The organism is Arthrobacter sp. ISL-72, from assembly GCF_018613755.1.
Taxonomy (GTDB): Bacteria; Actinomycetota; Actinomycetes; order Actinomycetales; family Micrococcaceae; genus Arthrobacter.
This window is the reverse complement of the sequence record NZ_JAGGPP010000042.1, coordinates 1,102-18,854: the sequence shown is the minus strand read 5'-3', so window position 1 is coordinate 18,854 and position 17,753 is coordinate 1,102. Positions and strand designations below refer to the sequence as shown.

Genomic DNA, 17,753 nt, shown 5'->3' with positions numbered 1-17,753 from the left:
CTGCTAACCGGGGCCCAACCAGATTGTTAGTTGTTCCAGTGAGCAAATCTGAAGTCAGGGTCTTACCCCACTTCTTGCTGTTCCCCCCGCACCCGACGCTTACCTTGTAGCGACCGCCACGGTCGAGCTTGAACTCGTACGCGACTTTCGAGTGACCCCCGAGCTTGATTGGCACCTTGGTCTTCGCCCATCCAGAGGTAGACGACTGTGCCTGGACCCATACGCCCACGGGCGACGCGTTGTTGATGCAGGTGATCTCACCCTTTACAGTGACCGGACCGGCGGCCTGCGCGGGGGCCGAGAACATGAGGGACGCCGCAACCAGGAGCAGCGCGGTCAACGCCCCCGCACCTGCCCTCTTGGTGGAATGATCACGTCGGGACGTCTTGCTTTTCAATATTGCCGGTAGGAATTTCACGGTTACTTCTCCTTGGGGCCGCGGCCTGTTTAGCCGTTGCTGGGCACCTGACAGCAATGTCAGGACAGAAGCTCCGTCAGCTCGAAGTTCCAACACACTGGAACTGGGTATTCGGTGGATCCCCTCCCTAGTGGAGGAGATCCGAGCTACCGATGAACTGAACTCATTATCCACTTTAGGAACTTCCGTCACAAGGGATTCATAGTGCTCACTCCAAGGAAGCATCCAGCTTGAGCGAGGCGCATTGAGCGGCTCCCAATAATTCGTTATGCACCTACCCCGACGTGGCGCCCCATCTCTTCGGGAGGTGGGGCCTTTTCCTATTTCCAGACTTAGACTGGCCAGCATGGACGGTCTGCCCAGTGACCTGTCGCCCCCGTTGTCTCTTGCGCTCGCCAGGGCTGTGGGCCGGATTCCGGCAGCCGGAGCGCTACCTGGTGGCTGTCTCTACGAACCAAAGTGGGACGGATTCCTTCACTGCACTCTGTCAATCAGTGGCCCATCGGGCCTGCCGCCGGTCAGTTGGCTGCTGCCGCACTAATCAGCTCCGGCTGACGCCCGCTCACCTGTTTCATAACTAAGGATGAGTACTCGATTTTTGCCAGAAGGTTGCGAGACATAGTTATGAGAATTGCCCCTGCCGTCGCGCGTCCGAGACTCGCCGAAAATCTGTGGATATGCAGGCAGACGACTGTTCGCTCAGTGGGACGTCGCATAACCCAAGGGATATGAGACTAACCAGCACCGTCCTCGAAGTACCTCCAGCAGGCCCTTTTGCTTTTTATACCCCCGGCCATTGGAGCCGGAACCAATCATGGCAGCCTGCTACGAAGATGTGTGGGCCGGATTCGCTCACAAAATTACTTTGAAGCTGTGCGTGCTTGTCCCATCGGACCGAAGGTTGGCTTCGGCAGCACATGATTTCATGCGCTGTGTACCGCGCGTTTGCGCGCGTAGGCCCGTGCGGCGCGGACTCGGTCGCCGCAGCGGGTTGAGCACCATTGCCGTCGCGCGTGGGTTCGGAGGAAGAATCGTTCGCACGAGTCCGCTTCACAGGACGCGAGAAGCGATGCTTGGTCGCCGCTTAGCAGCGAGGCAGCGTCGTCGGCGATGACGGCCATGACGTGCTCGACGACCTGTGTCACGGGATGGTTGGCGCTGCGGGTAAACCCTGCCTCCGGGTCGAACCTTAACAACAGCGCGCCGGGGGCGCAGGTCAGCGCACGATTTAGAGCTTGCACGGCCGCTGTCGTGGGGACGTCCCCTGTGGTGTGCGCGGTGAAGAGATCGCGCAGGTCTGCGCGCAGCGCTGCGAGTCTGCCCCGGCAGTGCTCGTGCAGCACAGTGTCCGGTGCGATGAGATCGTGTGCTCTCAGCCAAGCCGCGGCGTCGTCAGGACCGTCCAATTCGTCGTAGCGTTTGCCTCCGGGCAGTTCGCTTGCGCTGTTGACCAGTGCGAGGCTGGGATGCTCTTCGGCGCCTGGTACGGCTGCTAGCAGTGTTTTCGACATGGTTCTCATGGTATCAGTTTCATTTAAGCGTGAGGCAGCTGTTACGCTCCAACCACGCCAAAAAACACGTTTTTCCATGAGGAGTTCTTATGACGTTCGGTCAATCACCCGGCACGGCCCCGTTCACGCTGTCCGTGCTCTCCGCGGGCGGCACCGGAGTGGGGGATGACCGCTGAGGAGGGGCTCGCCGGCACTATCTCGCTGGCGCGGACGGCGGACCAGCGCGGTTATCACCGGTTCTGGATGTCTGAGCATCATGCGATGGGAGCGACCTCGGTGTCGTCACCGCCGTTGATGGTCGCCCGCCTCATCGCTGAGACGACGCGCATCCGCCTTGGTGCCGGAGGGGTGATGCTGCCCAACCACGCACCGTTGCTGATCGCCGAGCAATTCGGGATGCTGGAGGCTCTCGCCCCGGGCCGGATCGATCTTGGGCTGGGACGTGCCCCAGGCACTGATGGGGCGACTGCTGCGGCTCTGCGTCGGGGCGCGGATGCCAACGACGGATTCCCACAGCAGGTGCTCGAGTTGCTCGGGTTCCTGGGCGACGAGTTCCCTCCCGGACACCCCTACCGGCACGTCCACGCAGTGCCCGGCCCCTGGCAGGCAAGGGAAAACCGGGTGCCTGCGCCCTCGACCGCTCCGGAAGTGTGGGTCCTGGGCTCCTCTCCGTACTCAGCACAACTGGCCGGGCAGCTCGGCCGGCCGTATGCGTTCGCGTTGCAGTTCGGCGACGCTGACATCGACACGGCCATGCGTCTCTACCGTGAGAGCTTCCAGCCCTCCGACGTGCTCGCCGAGCCGCACACCCTCGTCAGCGTGCCCGTGGCGATCAGCGACGACCCGGTTGAGGCCAAAAGGCAGGCGGCGACGGCGGCGATGGCGATGCTGCGCATGTTCAAAAATGAAGGCTACCTGCTCCTGCCCCCGGACGAGGTCGAGGCCTACCAAGCCACTATTCAGGAGCGGCAGATCCTCGACGCCTACACGAGCCGCACTTTCCATGGCACCGCCGCTACTGTCGCCGACCGTCTCGAAGCCCTGCACGAGCGCACCGGCGCCGATGAGGTGATGCTCGTCGTCGGCGGCCACTCGGCAGCCCTCGACCAGCGCGGGATCGCCCTGATCGCCGATCACTACGCACTGCCCCGCCTGGAGGCACCGCTTTCGGCCGCCGTGCCGTAGCGCCCATACCAACATCGCACACGTTCACAACCAACCCCATTTACGGAGAATCCCATGACCGCACCGCGCCGAGCCCTGATCGTCATTGACGCCCAACAGGAATACTTCGACGGCCTGCTCCCGATTCAATACCCGGCCCGCGATGACTCCATCGCCAGCATCCGGACTGCGATCAACACCGCTCAGCAAACCGGAATGCCTGTCGTGCTCGTCCAGCACGAACTCCCGGCAGAAGCCCCGGTGTTCGCATCCGGATCGGCGACCTGGCAAAATCACCCCGAAGTGGCCGTCCGCGAGAACCTAGCAGCCAAGCGCATCAGCAAGCAGTTCTCCAGCATCTTCGCCGACACCGACCTCGAAGCCTGGTTGCGTGAACAGAGAATCGACACGATCACCCTCGTTGGGTACATGACAAACAACTGCGTGATCGCCTCGGCCGCGGCCGCCGAGCCCCTCGGCTTCGCCGTCGAAGTCCTCTCTGACGCGACCGGAGCAATCGACCTCGCCAACGACGCCGGCACCGCGCCCGCACGCCAAGTCCATGAGACCCTCATGGCGCTGCTGCACTCGAACTGGGCCGCAGTCACCGACACCGAGACTTGGACCGCAGCACTGCGTACGGACGCGGCGCTGACCAAGAGCGACCTCATCACCTCCGCCGCACAAGGCCGCAGCACCCGGCAGAAAGTACCGCGACGGTGGCCATCATGCACTCAGCGTGCCCGGACTATGCATCTTGAGCTAGGATCGGCCGCACACCGATCGCTCAGTGGGCACTGAGCCCGCCGGCGTACCACCGTCGGCGGGCCGCCGAATCAGGCGTGTGGGCATACCTCAACGATGCATTCTGAAAGGGAACGCATCACTTACAGAACCTCCCTCTAGGCCCAAATCATCTTGAATAGGCATCTACGCAACCGTTAGCTTCCTGCTGCAGCGTGAAGGACGGGATCATCGCCTGACTTTTGCAGACATACTCTTTCCCTCGTTCGTGGCTACGAGAGCCACCTCGTCCTGCAGATCACCCAGTAGCTCATCACGCAAGGAACCAACCCCATGACCAACACCACTACGGCCTGGCTACTCTTAATTCCCGCCATCCTGGTCGAAGTGACAGCCTCACTCGCCCTCAAGGGCGCACTCGAGCACCCTGCCCTCTACGTCGTCGTTGTCATCGGCTACCTCAGCGGATTCGTCCTGCTCGCCGAGATACTCCGCACGGGTATGGCCCTCGGGGTTGCCTACGGTATCTGGGGAGCTACCGGTGTCGCCCTCACTGCCGTTGGCTCCCTCCTGCTCTTCGGAGAACCGATCACCGCCCTCATGGGCATCGGAATCATCGTCATCATCGCCGGCGTCCTGTGTGTGGAGCTCGGAGCCCAGGCCGCCCACAAGAAGGCAGAGATTGCCTGATGTCCTATCTTCTCCTCATCGGCGCCATCCTGTTTGAGGTCTCCGGCACGATCAGCCTCCGCCTAGCCATCGACAACACACGCTGGTACGCAGCAGTTGCGGTCGGATACGTGGTGTCCTTTAGCATGCTCGGCCTCACCCTCGCTCATGGGATGCCCATTGGCATCGCCTACGGAATCTGGGCCGCAGCAGGCGTCGCCCTCACCGCCGTCCTTTCCAAGTTCCTCTTCAAAGATCCCCTCACGTGGCTAATGAGCCTTGGCATCATCCTCATCATCGGCGGCGTCCTCCTCATCGAACTCGGCGCAACCCACTAGCCAGAACCACAGTCACCCCCTACGGGCAGTCACTGCTGCGCTTGGTACGCCCAGCGCTACAGGGATCGCCCGGAGGTTGGGGCTGGGGGAACTTGCCCAAGCTAAAATCGGGCAGGCCAAATGGGCATCAGCCCATGTGGGCCAGGTTTGGCTCACGGTTTCACCTTGGACCTGAGTGTGTTTGCTCCACCGGACCGAGCTTCGGAAGAAACTTATCAAGGGAACGTATCGCGTCCTGACCACAGGTGCTTCTCACGGGTGATCGCGACAACTGGGAACTAGGAGCGGACGAAACGAGCGATGGCGTCGGAGACTTCCTTGAACTTTGCTTCCGCGGCTTCTCCACCAAGTTGGGCGGCGTCGAGGACGCAGTGCTTCATGTGGTCATCAAGTAGTCCCATGGCGACGCCGCGCAGTGCGGCGTTGAGGGCCGAGATCTGGGTGAGGATGTCGATGCAGTACTGCTCCTCCTCGATCATCCTATGGATGCCCCGGGCTTGTCCTTCGATCCGTTTCACCCGTGCCAGGTACCGGTCTTTGTCGGTGATGTAGCCGTGGGCTGACTCGTTCCCAGCTTCGGTGTCCGGGGTGTGCGGCAGCTTTGCGGCGGAGATGCGCATGATTCGTCCTTGTGGTGTGAGTCGCTTACGCCGCCCGCGGCGAGGGCGTACGGCAGGATGATGAATTTTTAAAAACTTGGGCCGTGGGGTCAGCTGCGCAGCGCAGCATGCAGGCTGCCGTCCAACGGATCACCCCGCTCATGGCAGCGCACTGATCCTGAGGCTTGCCGTCTCATATTCAGTATCGAGTATCTGGTGGCTACTGGAGGAATGCGACGGCGCTTCAGCGCCTTTGTTCTCAAGCTGAGCCGCGGTCGAAACTACGAGTCCGCCCAGCAGGAATCCGATCAAGCCGGCGGCCAGGATGTTGGTGTTCATGGGAAGCTCCGGTAGGTCCTAGTAGGAGTGCTCAGTGGTGGTTGCCGTGATCGTCGCCGGAGCCTGGCCCACCGCTACTGGCGCCCGACGGGCCATGGTGCCCGTGCTCGCCGTGGCCCTGGTGACCTTCGTGGTATTGGTGGGTCAGTGCGTGTCCCTTGCCTTTGTCGATCAGGTAGCGGTTCACCGGGAAGGCTGCGGCGAAGGCCGCGCTGAGGGCAACGATCATGCGATCCAGAAGATCGGGTTGACCAGCCCGGAGTCCATTGCTCCAGGGATGATGGCCATGACTGTGTTGTCCACGATCTCCATCACGGCTATGGATAGGGTGTCGGCCGCGAAGACGACGCTGAGGGCTGCAGTGAAGCCGAGCCCGGCTTGAATGAGCGGCAGTGTGGACAGGGCGTAGCCGAAGAGGAAGGCAAGTCCGACGGCCAGGAGAATGGTAATGCCGGTGGAGAGGCCCAATGCGGTGCCGATCATGAGGCCCGCGATCTCGCCAATAGCACAGCCCGTTAGGCAGTGCAGGGTAGCACTGGCAGCCATGCGGTTGCGCGAGTTCATGCTTATCCTTCCGTAGGGATACCCCCTAAGGGTATATGTCCATTTCTGGTGATACACGCCTTTAAGCACTCAACCATTCCCGCCATGCCTTTGACTCATATACCGGTAGGGGGTATAACTATCTTTATTGTTAGTACCCCCCGGGGGTATCCGAGTAGGAGGGGTCCGACCATGAACACCAGTGAATTCCAAGTGACCGGCATGACCTGTGGGCATTGCGAACTGTCCGTCCGGGAAGAGGTTCAGGAGATTCCCGGCGTGGAGTCGGTGGAGGTGAGTCACCTGACGGGCAGGCTGACCGTAACCAGCAACCGGCCGTTGGACCAGGTCGCGGTCGTTGCGGCGGTCGAGGAGGCCGGCTACCGGGCGGTGCAGGCGGCATGAATGCTGCCGGACGCCTGGGGGCATACGCAGCGGGGTTGGCAGTGGTGTTCACCGGTGCCTTTGCCGTAGCAGGAGCCGCCGTGCCGAAAGAGACGGTAGCGGCATGGACACAATCAGCGGAAGGACACGGTATGGATCAGCACGGAACCGGCGGTCACAAAGCAGCATCGGCCAGTACGGATGGGCCAACAACCCCGGGCGTAGCAGTGGAGCAGGGCGGCTACGTGCTGCAGGAGGTTTCAGCACCCGGTGTGGTCGGGCAGGCCGGGCAACTGTCGTTTACGTTCAGCGGCCTTGACGGCATGCCGGTGACCGACTTTGAGACCGAGCATGAGAAGGACCTGCACCTGATAGTGGTGCGCTCTGACGGCACGCAGTTCCGCCATGTACACCCGGTGATGGATCCGGCCGGCCGCTGGTCCCTGCCGTGGCAGTGGAAGGCCGCCGGCACCTACCGGATCTTTGCCGACATCAAACCGGGCGGTTCTACCGCGGGCATGACCCTTACCCGGACGGTGGATGTGGCGGGGACCTTTGATCCGGAAGCCCTTGCCCCTGTCACCACCGACGAGATCGATGGTTTCCAGGTTTCCCTGAACGGTGACCTCTCAGCTGGTTCCTCCTCGGCGCTGACGGTCATCGTCACGCGCGACGGCAAGCCTGTGACCAGCCTAGAACCCTACCTGGCCGCCTATGGCCACCTTGTGGCGCTGCGTGACGGGGACCTGGCTTACCTGCACGTGCACCCCGAAGGGGCCGAACCGGTCAAGGGAGAGGTCTCCGGACCGGACGTGCAGTTCGCCACCACAGCCCCCACGCCTGGACGCTACTACCTCTACTTTGATTTCCAGGTTGACGCACAGGTCCACAGCGCCCGGTTCGTCCTTGACACCACCGGGCCCGCCCAAACCATCCCCGACAGGAACACGGGCGCCGATAGCAACGTTGACGACGGGCACAGCGGTCACTGACCCGGACCACCCCATCGATCTACCCCACCGGCCCGAGCGGGCCAGCATCCGCAGAAAGAAGCATCTAATGTCTGAATCCCCGGCCCCGTACCAGGTGCTGGACACCGGTATCGAACTCGAGATCGGCGGCATGACCTGCGCTTCGTGCGCCAACCGGATCGAAAAGAAGCTCAACAAGCTCGAGGGCGTCACCGCCACGGTGAACTACGCCACCGAGAAGGCCCGCGTCAACGCCCCGGCCGGATACGACCCGCAGGCCCTGGTCGCCGAAGTCGAGAAGGCCGGCTACACGGCCACCGTGCCCGCCACGAACCAAGAGAACCAGAGCGCAGCGGCCACCGACCGCCCCGATACCGAGCTGCTGGCCCTCAAGCACCGTTTGATCGGCAGTGCGATTCTGGCGATTCCGGTCATTGCGATGGCAATGATCCCTGCCCTGCAGTTCACGTACTGGCAGTGGCTGTCGCTGGCGATGGCAGCTCCGGTGATCCTCTGGGCGGGCTGGCCGTTCCACAAAGCAGCACTCAAGAACCTGCGCCACGGCACAGCCACCATGGACACCCTGGTCTCCATGGGCACGGCTGCAGCATTCCTGTGGTCAATCTATGCCCTGTTCTTGGGCACTGCCGGAACCCCGGGCATGACCCACCCCTTTGAGCTGACGGTAACGCCGCCCAACGGAGCGGGCAACATCTACCTGGAGGTCGGCGCTGGGGTGATCATGTTCATCCTGGCCGGCCGCTACTTCGAGAAGCGCTCCAAGCGCCAGGCCGGCGCCGCACTGCGCGCCCTGCTGGAACTGGGTTCCAAGGATGTCGCCGTGCTGCGCGCCGGGATTGAAACCCGTATCCCCACTGATCAGCTCGCCGTGGGCGATGAATTCGTGGTCCGCCCAGGGGAAAAAATCGCCACCGACGGCATCATCGTCAGCGGCCGCAGCGCAGTGGACGCGTCAATGCTCACCGGTGAGTCCGTGCCAGTGGAAGTCTCAGAGGGCGACGCCGTGACGGGAGCGACCGTAAACTCCGGCGGCAGGCTTGTAGTACGCGCCAATCGCGTCGGATCGGACACCCAGCTGGCACAGATGGCCCGGCTCGTGGAAAACGCCCAGTCCGGCAAGGCTGAAGTGCAGCGACTGGCCGATCAGGTCTCCGGAGTCTTCGTGCCCATCGTCATCGCCATCGCCGTGGCCACCCTGGCCGCATGGCTCGGCGCCGGATTCCCGGCCACCGCCGCGTTCACCGCCGCCGTGGCCGTGCTCATCATCGCCTGCCCCTGCGCCCTCGGCCTGGCCACCCCGACCGCGCTGCTGGTCGGCACAGGCCGCGGCGCCCAGCTGGGCATCCTGATCAAGGGCCCGGAAGTGCTCGAATCCACCCGCAAGGTTGACACCATCGTGCTGGACAAGACCGGCACCGTCACCACCGGCAAAATGACCCTGCAGGGCGTGCACACCGCACCCGGCACCGAGACTGAAGAACTGCTACGCGTCGCCGGGGCACTGGAGGACGCCTCCGAGCACCCCATCGCCCAGGCTATTGCCCGCGGCGCCACCGAACGGGTAGGAACGCTGCCGGCCCCGGAGTCGTTCGCCAACCACGAGGGACGGGGCGTGCAGGGAGTGGTCGAAGGTCACTTTGTGATCGTCGGACGCGAAACCATGCTGACGGACTGGGCCCTGGAGATGCCCGAAGACCTGGCCAGCGCTAAGACGCAGGCAGAGACCGCCGGACAGACCGCCGTAGTCGTCGCTTGGGACGGAGAGGTCCGCGGTGTCCTCACAGTTGCCGATGCAATCAAGGACACCAGCGCCGAGGCCATCGCCCAGTTCCAATCCCTTGGCCTGACCCCCGTCCTGCTGACCGGTGACAACCGGGCCGTGGCCGAGCAGGTCGCAGCCCAGGTCGGCATCGGACAGGTCATCGCCGAAGTCCTGCCCCAGGACAAGGTCGACGTCATCAAGCGGCTCCAAAAGGAAGGCAAGGTCGTTGCCATGGTCGGCGACGGCGTCAACGACGCCGCGGCCCTGGCACAGGCCGACCTGGGCCTGGCCATGGGCACCGGCACCGACGCAGCCATCGAAGCCGCAGACCTGACCCTGGTCCGCGGGGACCTGCGTGCGGCAGCCGACGCTATCCGTCTGGCCCGCAAGACCCTGGGCACCATCAAGACCAACCTGTTCTGGGCCTTCGCCTATAACGTGGCCGCGATCCCGCTGGCAGCACTCGGCCTGCTCAACCCGATGCTCGCCGGTGCAGCGATGGCCTTCTCCAGCGTCTTCGTCGTCAGCAACAGCCTCCGCCTGCGCTCCTTCACCAGCCAGACAGCCAACCCGTCACCGGCCCCTGCCCGCCCGCGCGAGCAGCGACCAGTGGACGCCTAACCCATCACGCCCAAACCGAAAGGAAACCACTCATGGGACAGAACACCGGAAGCTGCTTCGGCGGCAACACGACCACCAACCGGGCCCGCGACCTGAGCCTGACCACCCGCTCTGAGCAGTCCGAAAACAACATTGCGCTGTGCCAGGTCATGGCCGGCACCCCCGTGGTCAAGGCCGAAGCCGAAGCCAAGGGTCTCTATCGCGACTATAAGGGCCAGCGGTACTGGTTCTGCTGCGCCGGTTGCGGCCCGGCGTTCGACGCCGCCCCCGACAAGTACGCCCAAGCCTGCTGATCTGAGGGCATGCAATCAGGTGAGAACAACCGGGCACGATGACCTGATCCCTGCCCTCTGCCTCACTTTCAGCTCTGCGGTGTTGAGCAGGCCGCCGTACCGACTCGGCACCGCAGAGCTTCAGGGGCCAAGGAGACCGTCACGGCCTCATCGCTCCGCGTCCCCCGCCTCGACCCGGCGGGCTACCTGCGTGATTGGTGGCTTCGATGGCACCATCAACTGCCCGCTTTTCTTCTGCCATCTGGCCTTTGGGCAAGCTGCTACAGGACACCGGAGGGGCCTGCCACGCGGCGGTCGGCCTATTCTGCCTTGTGCCGCTGATAGTGACGGGCGACCCGCATCCGATTTCCGCAGCGACTGGGCGAACACCAGCGGCGACGTGGGTTGGAGGGGAGAAAGAGCAAGACGCAGTCTTCGGCCTCGCACTGGCGGATCCGGAGAAGCGCGGGGTCCGTGAGGAGTTCAACGAGGCTTTCAGCGAGCCATGCAGCCAGTCGCTCCGCCGTTGAGCCAAGACGTCGCCGGCTGGAACTGATCCCTTCCGCGTTGGCCACCAACTCGAGGACACAGGGAGCCCCCCGCACCACCCGATTGACTGCCTCGACGTCCTCTTGCCTGAGCGGGAAGCCCCGGCGAGCACAGTCGATAGCCTGGGCCGCGCACTCACGGATGCATTGCACGGCAGCCAGCTCTGCTAAGCCGACGCTTCCCGGGAGAACTTCCGGACAACGATCGCCCTGTAGGACCAACCAGGCGCACAGATCTTCCGGCGTGGCAAGGAAGTCACCCTGCGCGAAACGGGTATTGACCAGGTCCAGAGCCAACGGCTCCCCAACCAAAGGGGCAAAGGCACTCATAGCTCTAATGCTATAGCACCCAGATTTAGGGGTTAGCCTCAGCGGGTTCGACTAATGCATAAAAGATGAAACTAGGAGTTAGTCTTGATCCGCTTTTTCCCCGTATCGACCACCGCCATGTCGAGGTCGACGGCGTTCGGGTGTTTTTCCGCGAATCACGCCCAGAGCGAGCGGACGTACCGGTCCTGCTGCTCCTCCATGGTTTCCCCTCGGGATCCCACCAGTTTCTCCGTCTCATTGACGCGCTCGGCTCGCGCTACCGGGTGATCGCGCCCGACCTGCCGGGGTTCGGCCATACCCAGGGCCCCGAGGAGTTCGTTTACACGTTCGACAGCCTCGCGGACGTCATCGAAAACTTCGCCCGGCAGCTGGGGCTGTCCCGGTTTGCGATGTATGTCTTCGACTTTGGCGCCCCGGTCGGGTTCCGTATCATCGAAAGGCATCCGAGTGGATCGCCGGGCTGGTGGTGCAGAATGGCAACGCCTACGAGGAAGGGCTGTCAGAAGCCGCCCGCGGAATCCTCACCATGGATGCCGGCGATCCTGCCGCCATCGGGACACTGCAGGACCTTCTTACCCTTGCCGCAACGCGCAGCCAGTATGAAACAGGGGTTTCCGACCCCGGTTTGATCGCACCGGATGGATGGACGCTCGACCAGCACTTCCTGGAGCTCCCGGGCCGGAAGGACGCCCAACTCTCGCTGCTCTTCGATTACCACAACAACATCGCAAGCTACGGCCGGTGGCAGCAATGGCTCCGCCGGCACACCCCGCCCACCCTCATTGTCTGGGGCCGGAACGATCCCTTCTTTATTGAAAAGGGCGCCCGGGCATATCTGCGGGACCTGCCCGGCGCCGAGCTCCACCTCTTCGAGACCTGCCATTTCGCCCTCGAGACGCACGTGCAGGAGATAGTGCCGCTCATCGCGGAATTCCTCGACCAGTCCTGGAGCTGAACCGTGAGACTGATGGGTGACACAACCCCTGCCCCTTTATCCACCCGGCCGAAGCCACTGTCCATTGCGGTTTGGCTCTGCATCGCCATCTTGGGCAGCGTCGGCGCGAATGCCACGATCGCATTATTGGCACGCGCCGCCGGGACGCCCAGCGGCTTCCAGCCGCTCAACCCCGCGTCCTACACCGTCCTGACAGTAGCCGGGGTACTGGCGGGGGCGCTGGCTTGGGCCGTCACGCGTTCAGCCTCGAAAAACCCCAGGAAGGTGCTCAGTTGGCTCGTGCCGGCCGTCGTCGCGGCCTCCTGCATCCCCGATCTGTTCCTGCTGGACCAAGGCGGAACAGCCGGCGTCCTGGCCGCAGCGCTCATGCACGTGGCACCAGCAACGATCGCCGTCCCCATCTACCGGCGGCTGCTGCCGCTTCCGTCCTGACCGCATCGGGACCAGACCATAGGAGAATCCATGAACACCAAATCCACAAACGAGACCTTCGACCTGGCCATCATCGGCGCCGGATCCGCGGCCAAAGCCGCAGCGATGGAGGCCCGCCGCCAAGGCAGATCCGTTGTCATGATCGAGCGCGGCCACCCCGGCGGCACCTGCCTAAACGTGGGCTGCGTGCCCTCAAAGCACCTCCTGGCAGCGGCAGCCGCCCGGGCAGGCGCCCACAGTAGCCGGTTCCCTGGAATCACATCCTCTGCGGGCCCCGTCGACCTGGCATCGTTGATCGCTGACAAAGACGCATTCATCTCAGAACTGCGAGAGCGCGACCACGTCCAAGGCACAGCACAGGCTGGCATCACCCTCCGACGAGGCACGGCATCGTTCTCCGGCGCCGACGATACCGGCGTCTCCCTGAACCTGAGCAGTGACGATGGACAGACCGGGAAGATCACCGCCCGCCACGTCCTCATCGCCACTGGCGCCCAACCGTTCGTGCCGCCCATTCCAGGAATCGGTACCGTGGACTACCTGACGTCCTCGACTTCAATGTCCATACGAGAGCTGCCCGCAACGATCATTGTCGTCGGGGCCAACGCCATCAGCCTGGAGCAGGCACAACTGTTCTCCAGACTGGGCACCAAGGTCACCGTCATCGAAGTGGCGGACAGAATCGCTCCTTTCGAGGATCCCGCTATCTCCGCCGCGCTCCGCGAGGCCCTCGAGGCAGAGGACATCGAGATCATGACAGCGGCCAACCTGACACAGGTCCAGCCGGACGATGCCGGCATCCTCGCCACAGTCGAGACCAGCGGCACCACCATCCGCATTCGGGCCAAGCGGATCCTGATCGCGACCGGGCGACGTCCGGTCACCGACGAGCTTGAGCTGGACACTGTCGGGGTCACCGTCGGGACCCGCGGCGAGGTCATCGTGGACGAGCACCTGCGCACCTCCCACCCGCGCATCTGGGCCGCCGGCGACGTTACCGGACACCCGCAATTCGTATACGTGGCAGCAACCCAGGGGACCACCGCGGTGTCCAACGCCTTCGGGGAAGAGTTCTGCGCCATGGACTACACAGTGCTGCCCCGCGTGACGTTCATTTCCCCCTCCGTGGCATCAGTGGGATTGACCCCCGCCATAGCCGCCGCCGCCGGACAACCGTTCGAGACACGCGAGCTCCCTCTCGCGTTCGTGCCCCGGGCACTCATCAACCGGAAGACCTCCGGGGTTCTCAAGCTGATTTCCGACCCGGCTACCGGCCGTCTCCTCGGCGCCCACATGGTTGGGGAGGAGGCCGGAGAGGTCATCACTTCGGCGACGTACGCGCTGGCCTCCGGCCTCACCGTCCAGCAGCTTGCGACGACTTGGGCGCCCTTCCTCACAATGGCCGAAGCCCTCAGGATCGCCGCACAAATGCCACCTGCCACGCAGAACTGACGCGAACGAAACCGTCACTCGGCGATCGAACTTCAAAGGCGGGCTTGAACTCCGATACCCCCTGGGGGTATAGCTGCAGCGATGTACCCCCGCGGGTATATCGCTGCAACTTTGAAAGTGCGGACTGTGAGCCCGCCAGTAAGAAGAGGAATTGTTGTGACTGAAAAGGCAGGACAGCGGAGCGGTTTGATACCGCTGCTGGTGATAGCCACCGCGCAGCTGATGCTGGTGCTGGACGATTCGATCGTGAATATCGCGTTGCCGAGCATCCAGCAGGAACTCGGGATCGATGCCGTGCATTTGCCCTGGATCGTGAACGGCTACATCCTCGCGTTCGGTGCCCTGCTGCTTCTGGGCGGGCGGATCGGCGACCTCTACGGGCGCCGGCGTGCCCTGCAGGCGGGCCTCGTTATCTTTGTGCTTGCGTCACTGGTCGGCGGTCTCGGTCTGAACAGTGGGGCGCTCATTGGCGCCCGGGCCGTCCAGGGGCTGGGGGCGGCGCTGGCCGCACCGAATGCCCTGGCTTTAATCGCCACGACTTTTTCTGAGCGCAAGACGCGGGACGCCGCCCTGGCGTTGTACGGCGCGATGTCCGGTATCGGAATCGTGATCGGCCTGCTCCTCGGGGGCGTGTTGACCGGCACCCTGGGTTGGCGGTGGGTGTTCTTCATCAACATCCCCATCGGCATCCTGGTGCTGCTCGGCAGCCGCACGCTTGTTGGAGCCGAGCGTCACCCGGGCAGCCTTGACGTCAGGGGCGCAGTGCTGGGAACCAGCGGAATGGTTGCCCTGGTGTATGCCATCACCCGCTTTGGTGAGGATGGCTTCGCCGACCCGATCGGGCTTGGGCTCATCGGCGCGGCACTGGTGCTGCTCACAGCATTCATCGCCACGCAAGCCCGCAGCCGCACGCCTCTGGTCCCCCTGAGCTTGTTCCGGGACCGCGGCCGGGCCGGCGCGTACGCGTCCATGCTGTTGCTGGCCGTCGGGCCCATGGGCACCTTCTATGTGATCACCCTGTACCTCCAGCATATACAGCACTACAGCCCCTTGCAGACCGGCGCGGGTTGGCTCCCTTTCGCTGCCGGGATAGTCGCCGGAGCCGGCGGCGCTCCTAAACTGCTCAACAAGGTGGCCCCGCGCGTTGTCGCAGCAGCGGGCGCTCTGCTTAGCGCGGCGGCAGCCTTCTGGTTCTCCTTCATCCAGGTAGACACGAGCTACTGGCTGCACCTTGCCCCTGCCATGTTCTTCCTCGCCCTCGGGTTCGGCCTCGGCATCATTGCCCTGACCCAGGCCGCGGTTTATAACACGGCATCCCACGAGGCCGGCATTGCCTCAGCCCTGCTCAATTCCGCGCAGCAGATCGGTGTGGCCCTGGGATTGGCGGTTCTGGCCGGCATCGCCGCAACTGTCACCGGGACGTCCGAACCCGGCGCAACAGCGGGCGCTCAATTGGTCGCCGGGTACGGCAGCGCCCTGGCGGTCGCAGCGGGCCTGCTCGCAGCTGCCGGAATCCTGGCAGCGGCCACCTTGCCCTCCAAACCAACGGCACAAGCCGATGGCAAGTCCGCTGTGGCTGCGGTCGACCAGCCGAGCCACTAGCTGCCGAGACGAAACGTCGGCATGCCCGCCCACGATCAGGGCGGGCATGTTGGTCATTTGAGCCCAAGCCAATCGCGGCGGCCGCATCCTTCACCCAGCACAACTCGGTGTCGAAATTTATGTCTCGAAACAAAATCGTCGACGGCTACACCACCGCCATCAGCAGCGGAGCCCTCATCCTTACCGCCGCTCATCGTCGCCCTCATGGTCACCGCCCTCCCACAACACCAGCAATAGCAGTACCGCCACGCAACGAAAGGCCAACTAATGCATGATCACCAGGCAGATGCCCAGTACATGAAGGATCTGAAGGAGAACGCGCCCGACATGGTCTCCGCGTTCTTTGCTTTCGACAAGGCGGTTTTCGGCAAGAAGACCGGCGGCCTTGACCCCCTTGTCCGGGAACTCATCGCAGTCGGTGTCGCGGTCACCACACAATGCCCCTTCTGCATCGAGGATCACACCAAGCGTGCCGTCACCGCAGGAGCCTCCAAAGCCGACATTGCGGAGGCTGTCATGGTCGCTACCGCGCTGCGTGCCGGCGGTGGGGTGACCCACGGGTGGAAAGCGATGAGAAGCATCGCTGAAGGGGACTAAGTAACGCGAAGGCAGGCGCGACACGCGGATTGCATTACTTAGCCTCGGTACCTAATCAGCGGCCAGAACCCGCGCCCGGCGGGTTCGGGTTCTGGCCACAATCCCGAAGCCTACGCCTACGAAGCAATTTGCAGCTTCGACGATTGAACATCGCGAGGTCGAGTGGCCGCGCTCCCTGCGGATACTTGTCACCTAGAACAACGGCATCCTGGTTTCGTCCTCGGAAGATCGCCGACGTGGCGGAAACGCAGGAACGGTAGTTAACCGGCTAACAGGCACCGATTGTGACATCTAAGGTGAAAAGGCCGCCATGTCTTGCCGGATTCACAAACACAGTGTCTCGAAACCTTTCCGTCTCAAAACACTAGCGTTTCGAGACAATTTGGAGTGTAGCGTTTAGGGCGCCTTCGTGCATTTAATCGTGCGGGGGAAATGGGCGTATCGAGGCTAGCACCGATGCAAGAAAGCATGCCTGGCTGCGCGCTTTACGACCGGCTTACGGGCACCCGGTCCGACGCGTGTTCTGCCGGAGAGTTCTTAAGGTCGTCTAGGTCCGCGCGGCGGCTGCTGATGGCCGCGCCCCGGGCTGCGGAGGATTTTGATATCCGCGTGAACTCAGAGCGATGTCTATTTGGGCCCTCCCAACTAACAAATGGGACCCTGCTGACCGCCTGACATTCAGCAATCTGATCGAGTGGTGGAGAAAGCATGAGGGCTTCGAAGACACGATCCCAGCACGGGACGTGGGAGTGGATCTGCACAATCGCCTGCGGGCTTCCCTGGGAAACAACAAGGTTGAGCTCCGCGTCTTCGACGCCTACGCGGCACGCTACAAGGACGGCCAGTTCGACATCCCGGCTCTGATCCCACAGGTCTACCTGCACTTCGACCCCGTGACCCAGTCGGCTCGTCGATCTGCTGGCCAGAGCGGCAGCCCGTTGGCACGGCAGCGGACGGACTTCCTCATCCTGTTCTCCAGCAGACATCGCGTGGTCCTCGAGGTCGACGGGAAGCAGCACTACGCGAACGGCGATACCGCGAGCCCAGCCCTCTACAGCGAGATGGTCTCCGAGGACCGACGGATCAGGCTCGCCGGCTACGAGGTCTACCGGTTTGGCGGGGCCGAGTTGATGAAGGACGGTGCAGACAAAATGGTCGCCGAGTTCTTCGACCAGCTCGCCGAGCGCATGCGCTGAGAGGCAATTTGGCGTACCGAAATCGGTCGGTAGTCGGGACACTCCACGGACATCCCAAATCGACCTGGCAGCTACTCACAGGTGCGTGACTTTCGGCGGTAAATGGTGGGTTTTCACGGCACTATAAGTGCGTGGTGCAGCCCGCAAGGGAATCCCTCAGCGGGACATATAGGGGTGATTTCAGCAGACCCGAACGGTCGGGGCGGGCAAGGAATGCATAAGGATGCTCTCAACTTGCCCGCCCCGTGTTACTGGTGTTGCTTTGGCCGTCTCAAGCTGTCCGAC

21 protein-coding genes and 1 pseudogene are annotated in these 17,753 nt (G+C 63.2%); 15 read left to right on the top strand and 7 right to left on the bottom strand.

All coding sequences use genetic code 11. From position 1 onward, the window contains the following. On the bottom strand, positions 1-418 hold a 418-nt coding region (locus J7I92_RS22755; protein ID WP_214844166.1), incomplete at its 3' end, for a hypothetical protein. A gap of 923 nt (positions 419-1,341) precedes the next feature. Then, entirely contained in the window at positions 1,342-1,929 is a 588-nt protein-coding gene (locus J7I92_RS22750) for an ABATE domain-containing protein (protein ID WP_251040349.1), read from the bottom strand. A 165-nt stretch (positions 1,930-2,094) separates the two neighbouring features. On the opposite strand from J7I92_RS22750, the gene J7I92_RS22745 reads away from it, so the two are divergent. The 4 genes from J7I92_RS22745 to J7I92_RS22730 all read left to right on the top strand — a co-directional run bounded on the left by J7I92_RS22745 (position 2,095) and on the right by J7I92_RS22730 (position 4,844). Beyond that, the gene (locus J7I92_RS22745) at positions 2,095-3,114 is read left to right on the top strand and encodes an LLM class flavin-dependent oxidoreductase (protein WP_251040348.1); all 1,020 of its coding nucleotides are present in this window, start codon (positions 2,095-2,097) and stop codon (positions 3,112-3,114) included. A 54-nt stretch (positions 3,115-3,168) separates the two neighbouring features. Continuing rightward, positions 3,169-3,894, top strand: a complete 726-nt coding sequence (locus tag J7I92_RS22740; protein ID WP_251040347.1) for a cysteine hydrolase family protein — start codon at positions 3,169-3,171, stop codon at positions 3,892-3,894. Between the two features lie 276 nt (positions 3,895-4,170). Further along, positions 4,171-4,527, top strand: a complete 357-nt coding sequence (locus tag J7I92_RS22735) for a multidrug efflux SMR transporter (RefSeq protein WP_214844162.1) — start codon at positions 4,171-4,173, stop codon at positions 4,525-4,527. Beyond that, positions 4,527-4,844, top strand: a complete 318-nt coding sequence (locus J7I92_RS22730; protein ID WP_214844160.1) for a multidrug efflux SMR transporter — start codon at positions 4,527-4,529, stop codon at positions 4,842-4,844. Before J7I92_RS22735 ends, J7I92_RS22730 begins: the two co-directional genes overlap by 1 nt. A 278-nt stretch (positions 4,845-5,122) precedes the next feature. Here the strand turns inward: J7I92_RS22730 and J7I92_RS22725 are convergent, their stop codons facing one another. From J7I92_RS22725 to J7I92_RS24115, 4 genes are all read right to left on the bottom strand, one after another. Then, positions 5,123-5,464, bottom strand: coding sequence for a metal-sensitive transcriptional regulator (locus J7I92_RS22725; protein WP_214844158.1), 342 nt, complete (start codon positions 5,462-5,464; stop codon positions 5,123-5,125). Between the two features lie 138 nt (positions 5,465-5,602). Continuing rightward, positions 5,603-5,782: a hypothetical protein gene (locus tag J7I92_RS22720; protein ID WP_214844156.1), complete on the bottom strand. Its 180-nt coding sequence runs from the start codon at positions 5,780-5,782 to the stop codon at positions 5,603-5,605. Between the two features lie 31 nt (positions 5,783-5,813). After that, positions 5,814-6,011 (bottom strand): hypothetical protein, encoded by a 198-nt coding sequence (locus J7I92_RS24120; RefSeq protein WP_251040346.1) that lies wholly within the window; start codon positions 6,009-6,011, stop codon positions 5,814-5,816. Next, complete coding sequence (locus J7I92_RS24115; RefSeq protein WP_251040345.1) at positions 6,008-6,346, bottom strand: DUF4396 domain-containing protein; 339 nt, start codon at positions 6,344-6,346, stop codon at positions 6,008-6,010. Before J7I92_RS24115 ends, J7I92_RS24120 begins: the two co-directional genes overlap by 4 nt. 171 nt (positions 6,347-6,517) lie before the next feature. On the opposite strand from J7I92_RS24115, the gene J7I92_RS22710 reads away from it, so the two are divergent. From J7I92_RS22710 to J7I92_RS22695, 4 genes are all read left to right on the top strand, one after another. Then, positions 6,518-6,730: a heavy-metal-associated domain-containing protein gene (locus J7I92_RS22710; RefSeq protein ID WP_214844155.1), complete on the top strand. Its 213-nt coding sequence runs from the start codon at positions 6,518-6,520 to the stop codon at positions 6,728-6,730. 131 nt (positions 6,731-6,861) lie between these two features. Continuing rightward, entirely contained in the window at positions 6,862-7,701 is an 840-nt protein-coding gene (locus J7I92_RS22705; RefSeq protein ID WP_311380468.1) for a heavy-metal-associated domain-containing protein, read from the top strand. A 67-nt stretch (positions 7,702-7,768) separates the two neighbouring features. After that, positions 7,769-10,084, top strand: coding sequence for a cation-translocating P-type ATPase (locus J7I92_RS22700; protein WP_214844153.1), 2,316 nt, complete (start codon positions 7,769-7,771; stop codon positions 10,082-10,084). A gap of 32 nt (positions 10,085-10,116) precedes the next feature. Further along, positions 10,117-10,377, top strand: coding sequence for a YHS domain-containing protein (locus J7I92_RS22695; RefSeq protein WP_214844152.1), 261 nt, complete (start codon positions 10,117-10,119; stop codon positions 10,375-10,377). 299 nt (positions 10,378-10,676) lie between these two features. Here the strand turns inward: J7I92_RS22695 and J7I92_RS24740 are convergent, their stop codons facing one another. Beyond that, positions 10,677-11,234, bottom strand: a complete 558-nt coding sequence (locus J7I92_RS24740) for an ABATE domain-containing protein (RefSeq protein ID WP_214844151.1) — start codon at positions 11,232-11,234, stop codon at positions 10,677-10,679. A gap of 65 nt (positions 11,235-11,299) precedes the next feature. Between J7I92_RS24740 and J7I92_RS24735 the strand changes: the two are divergent. The 7 genes and pseudogenes from J7I92_RS24735 to J7I92_RS22655 form a co-directional block, all read left to right on the top strand. After that, positions 11,300-11,623, top strand: a pseudogene (locus tag J7I92_RS24735) (alpha/beta fold hydrolase); the annotation flags it as partial. 74 nt (positions 11,624-11,697) lie between these two features. Then, complete coding sequence (locus J7I92_RS22680; RefSeq protein ID WP_251040343.1) at positions 11,698-12,189, top strand: alpha/beta fold hydrolase; 492 nt, start codon at positions 11,698-11,700, stop codon at positions 12,187-12,189. 12 nt (positions 12,190-12,201) lie between these two features. Next, complete coding sequence (locus J7I92_RS22675) at positions 12,202-12,621, top strand: DUF6069 family protein (protein ID WP_214844145.1); 420 nt, start codon at positions 12,202-12,204, stop codon at positions 12,619-12,621. 30 nt (positions 12,622-12,651) lie between these two features. Beyond that, positions 12,652-14,073 (top strand): mercury(II) reductase, encoded by a 1,422-nt coding sequence (gene merA, locus J7I92_RS22670; protein WP_214844143.1) that lies wholly within the window; start codon positions 12,652-12,654, stop codon positions 14,071-14,073. A 156-nt stretch (positions 14,074-14,229) separates the two neighbouring features. Further along, a complete protein-coding gene (locus J7I92_RS22665) occupies positions 14,230-15,675 on the top strand; it encodes an MFS transporter (RefSeq protein ID WP_311380467.1) in 1,446 nt (481 codons plus the stop codon). Between the two features lie 267 nt (positions 15,676-15,942). Further along, positions 15,943-16,272, top strand: coding sequence for a carboxymuconolactone decarboxylase family protein (locus J7I92_RS22660; RefSeq protein ID WP_214844139.1), 330 nt, complete (start codon positions 15,943-15,945; stop codon positions 16,270-16,272). 749 nt (positions 16,273-17,021) lie between these two features. Beyond that, the gene (locus tag J7I92_RS22655; RefSeq protein WP_214844137.1) at positions 17,022-17,468 is read left to right on the top strand and encodes a hypothetical protein; all 447 of its coding nucleotides are present in this window, start codon (positions 17,022-17,024) and stop codon (positions 17,466-17,468) included. The last annotated feature ends 285 nt before the right edge of the window (positions 17,469-17,753 follow it).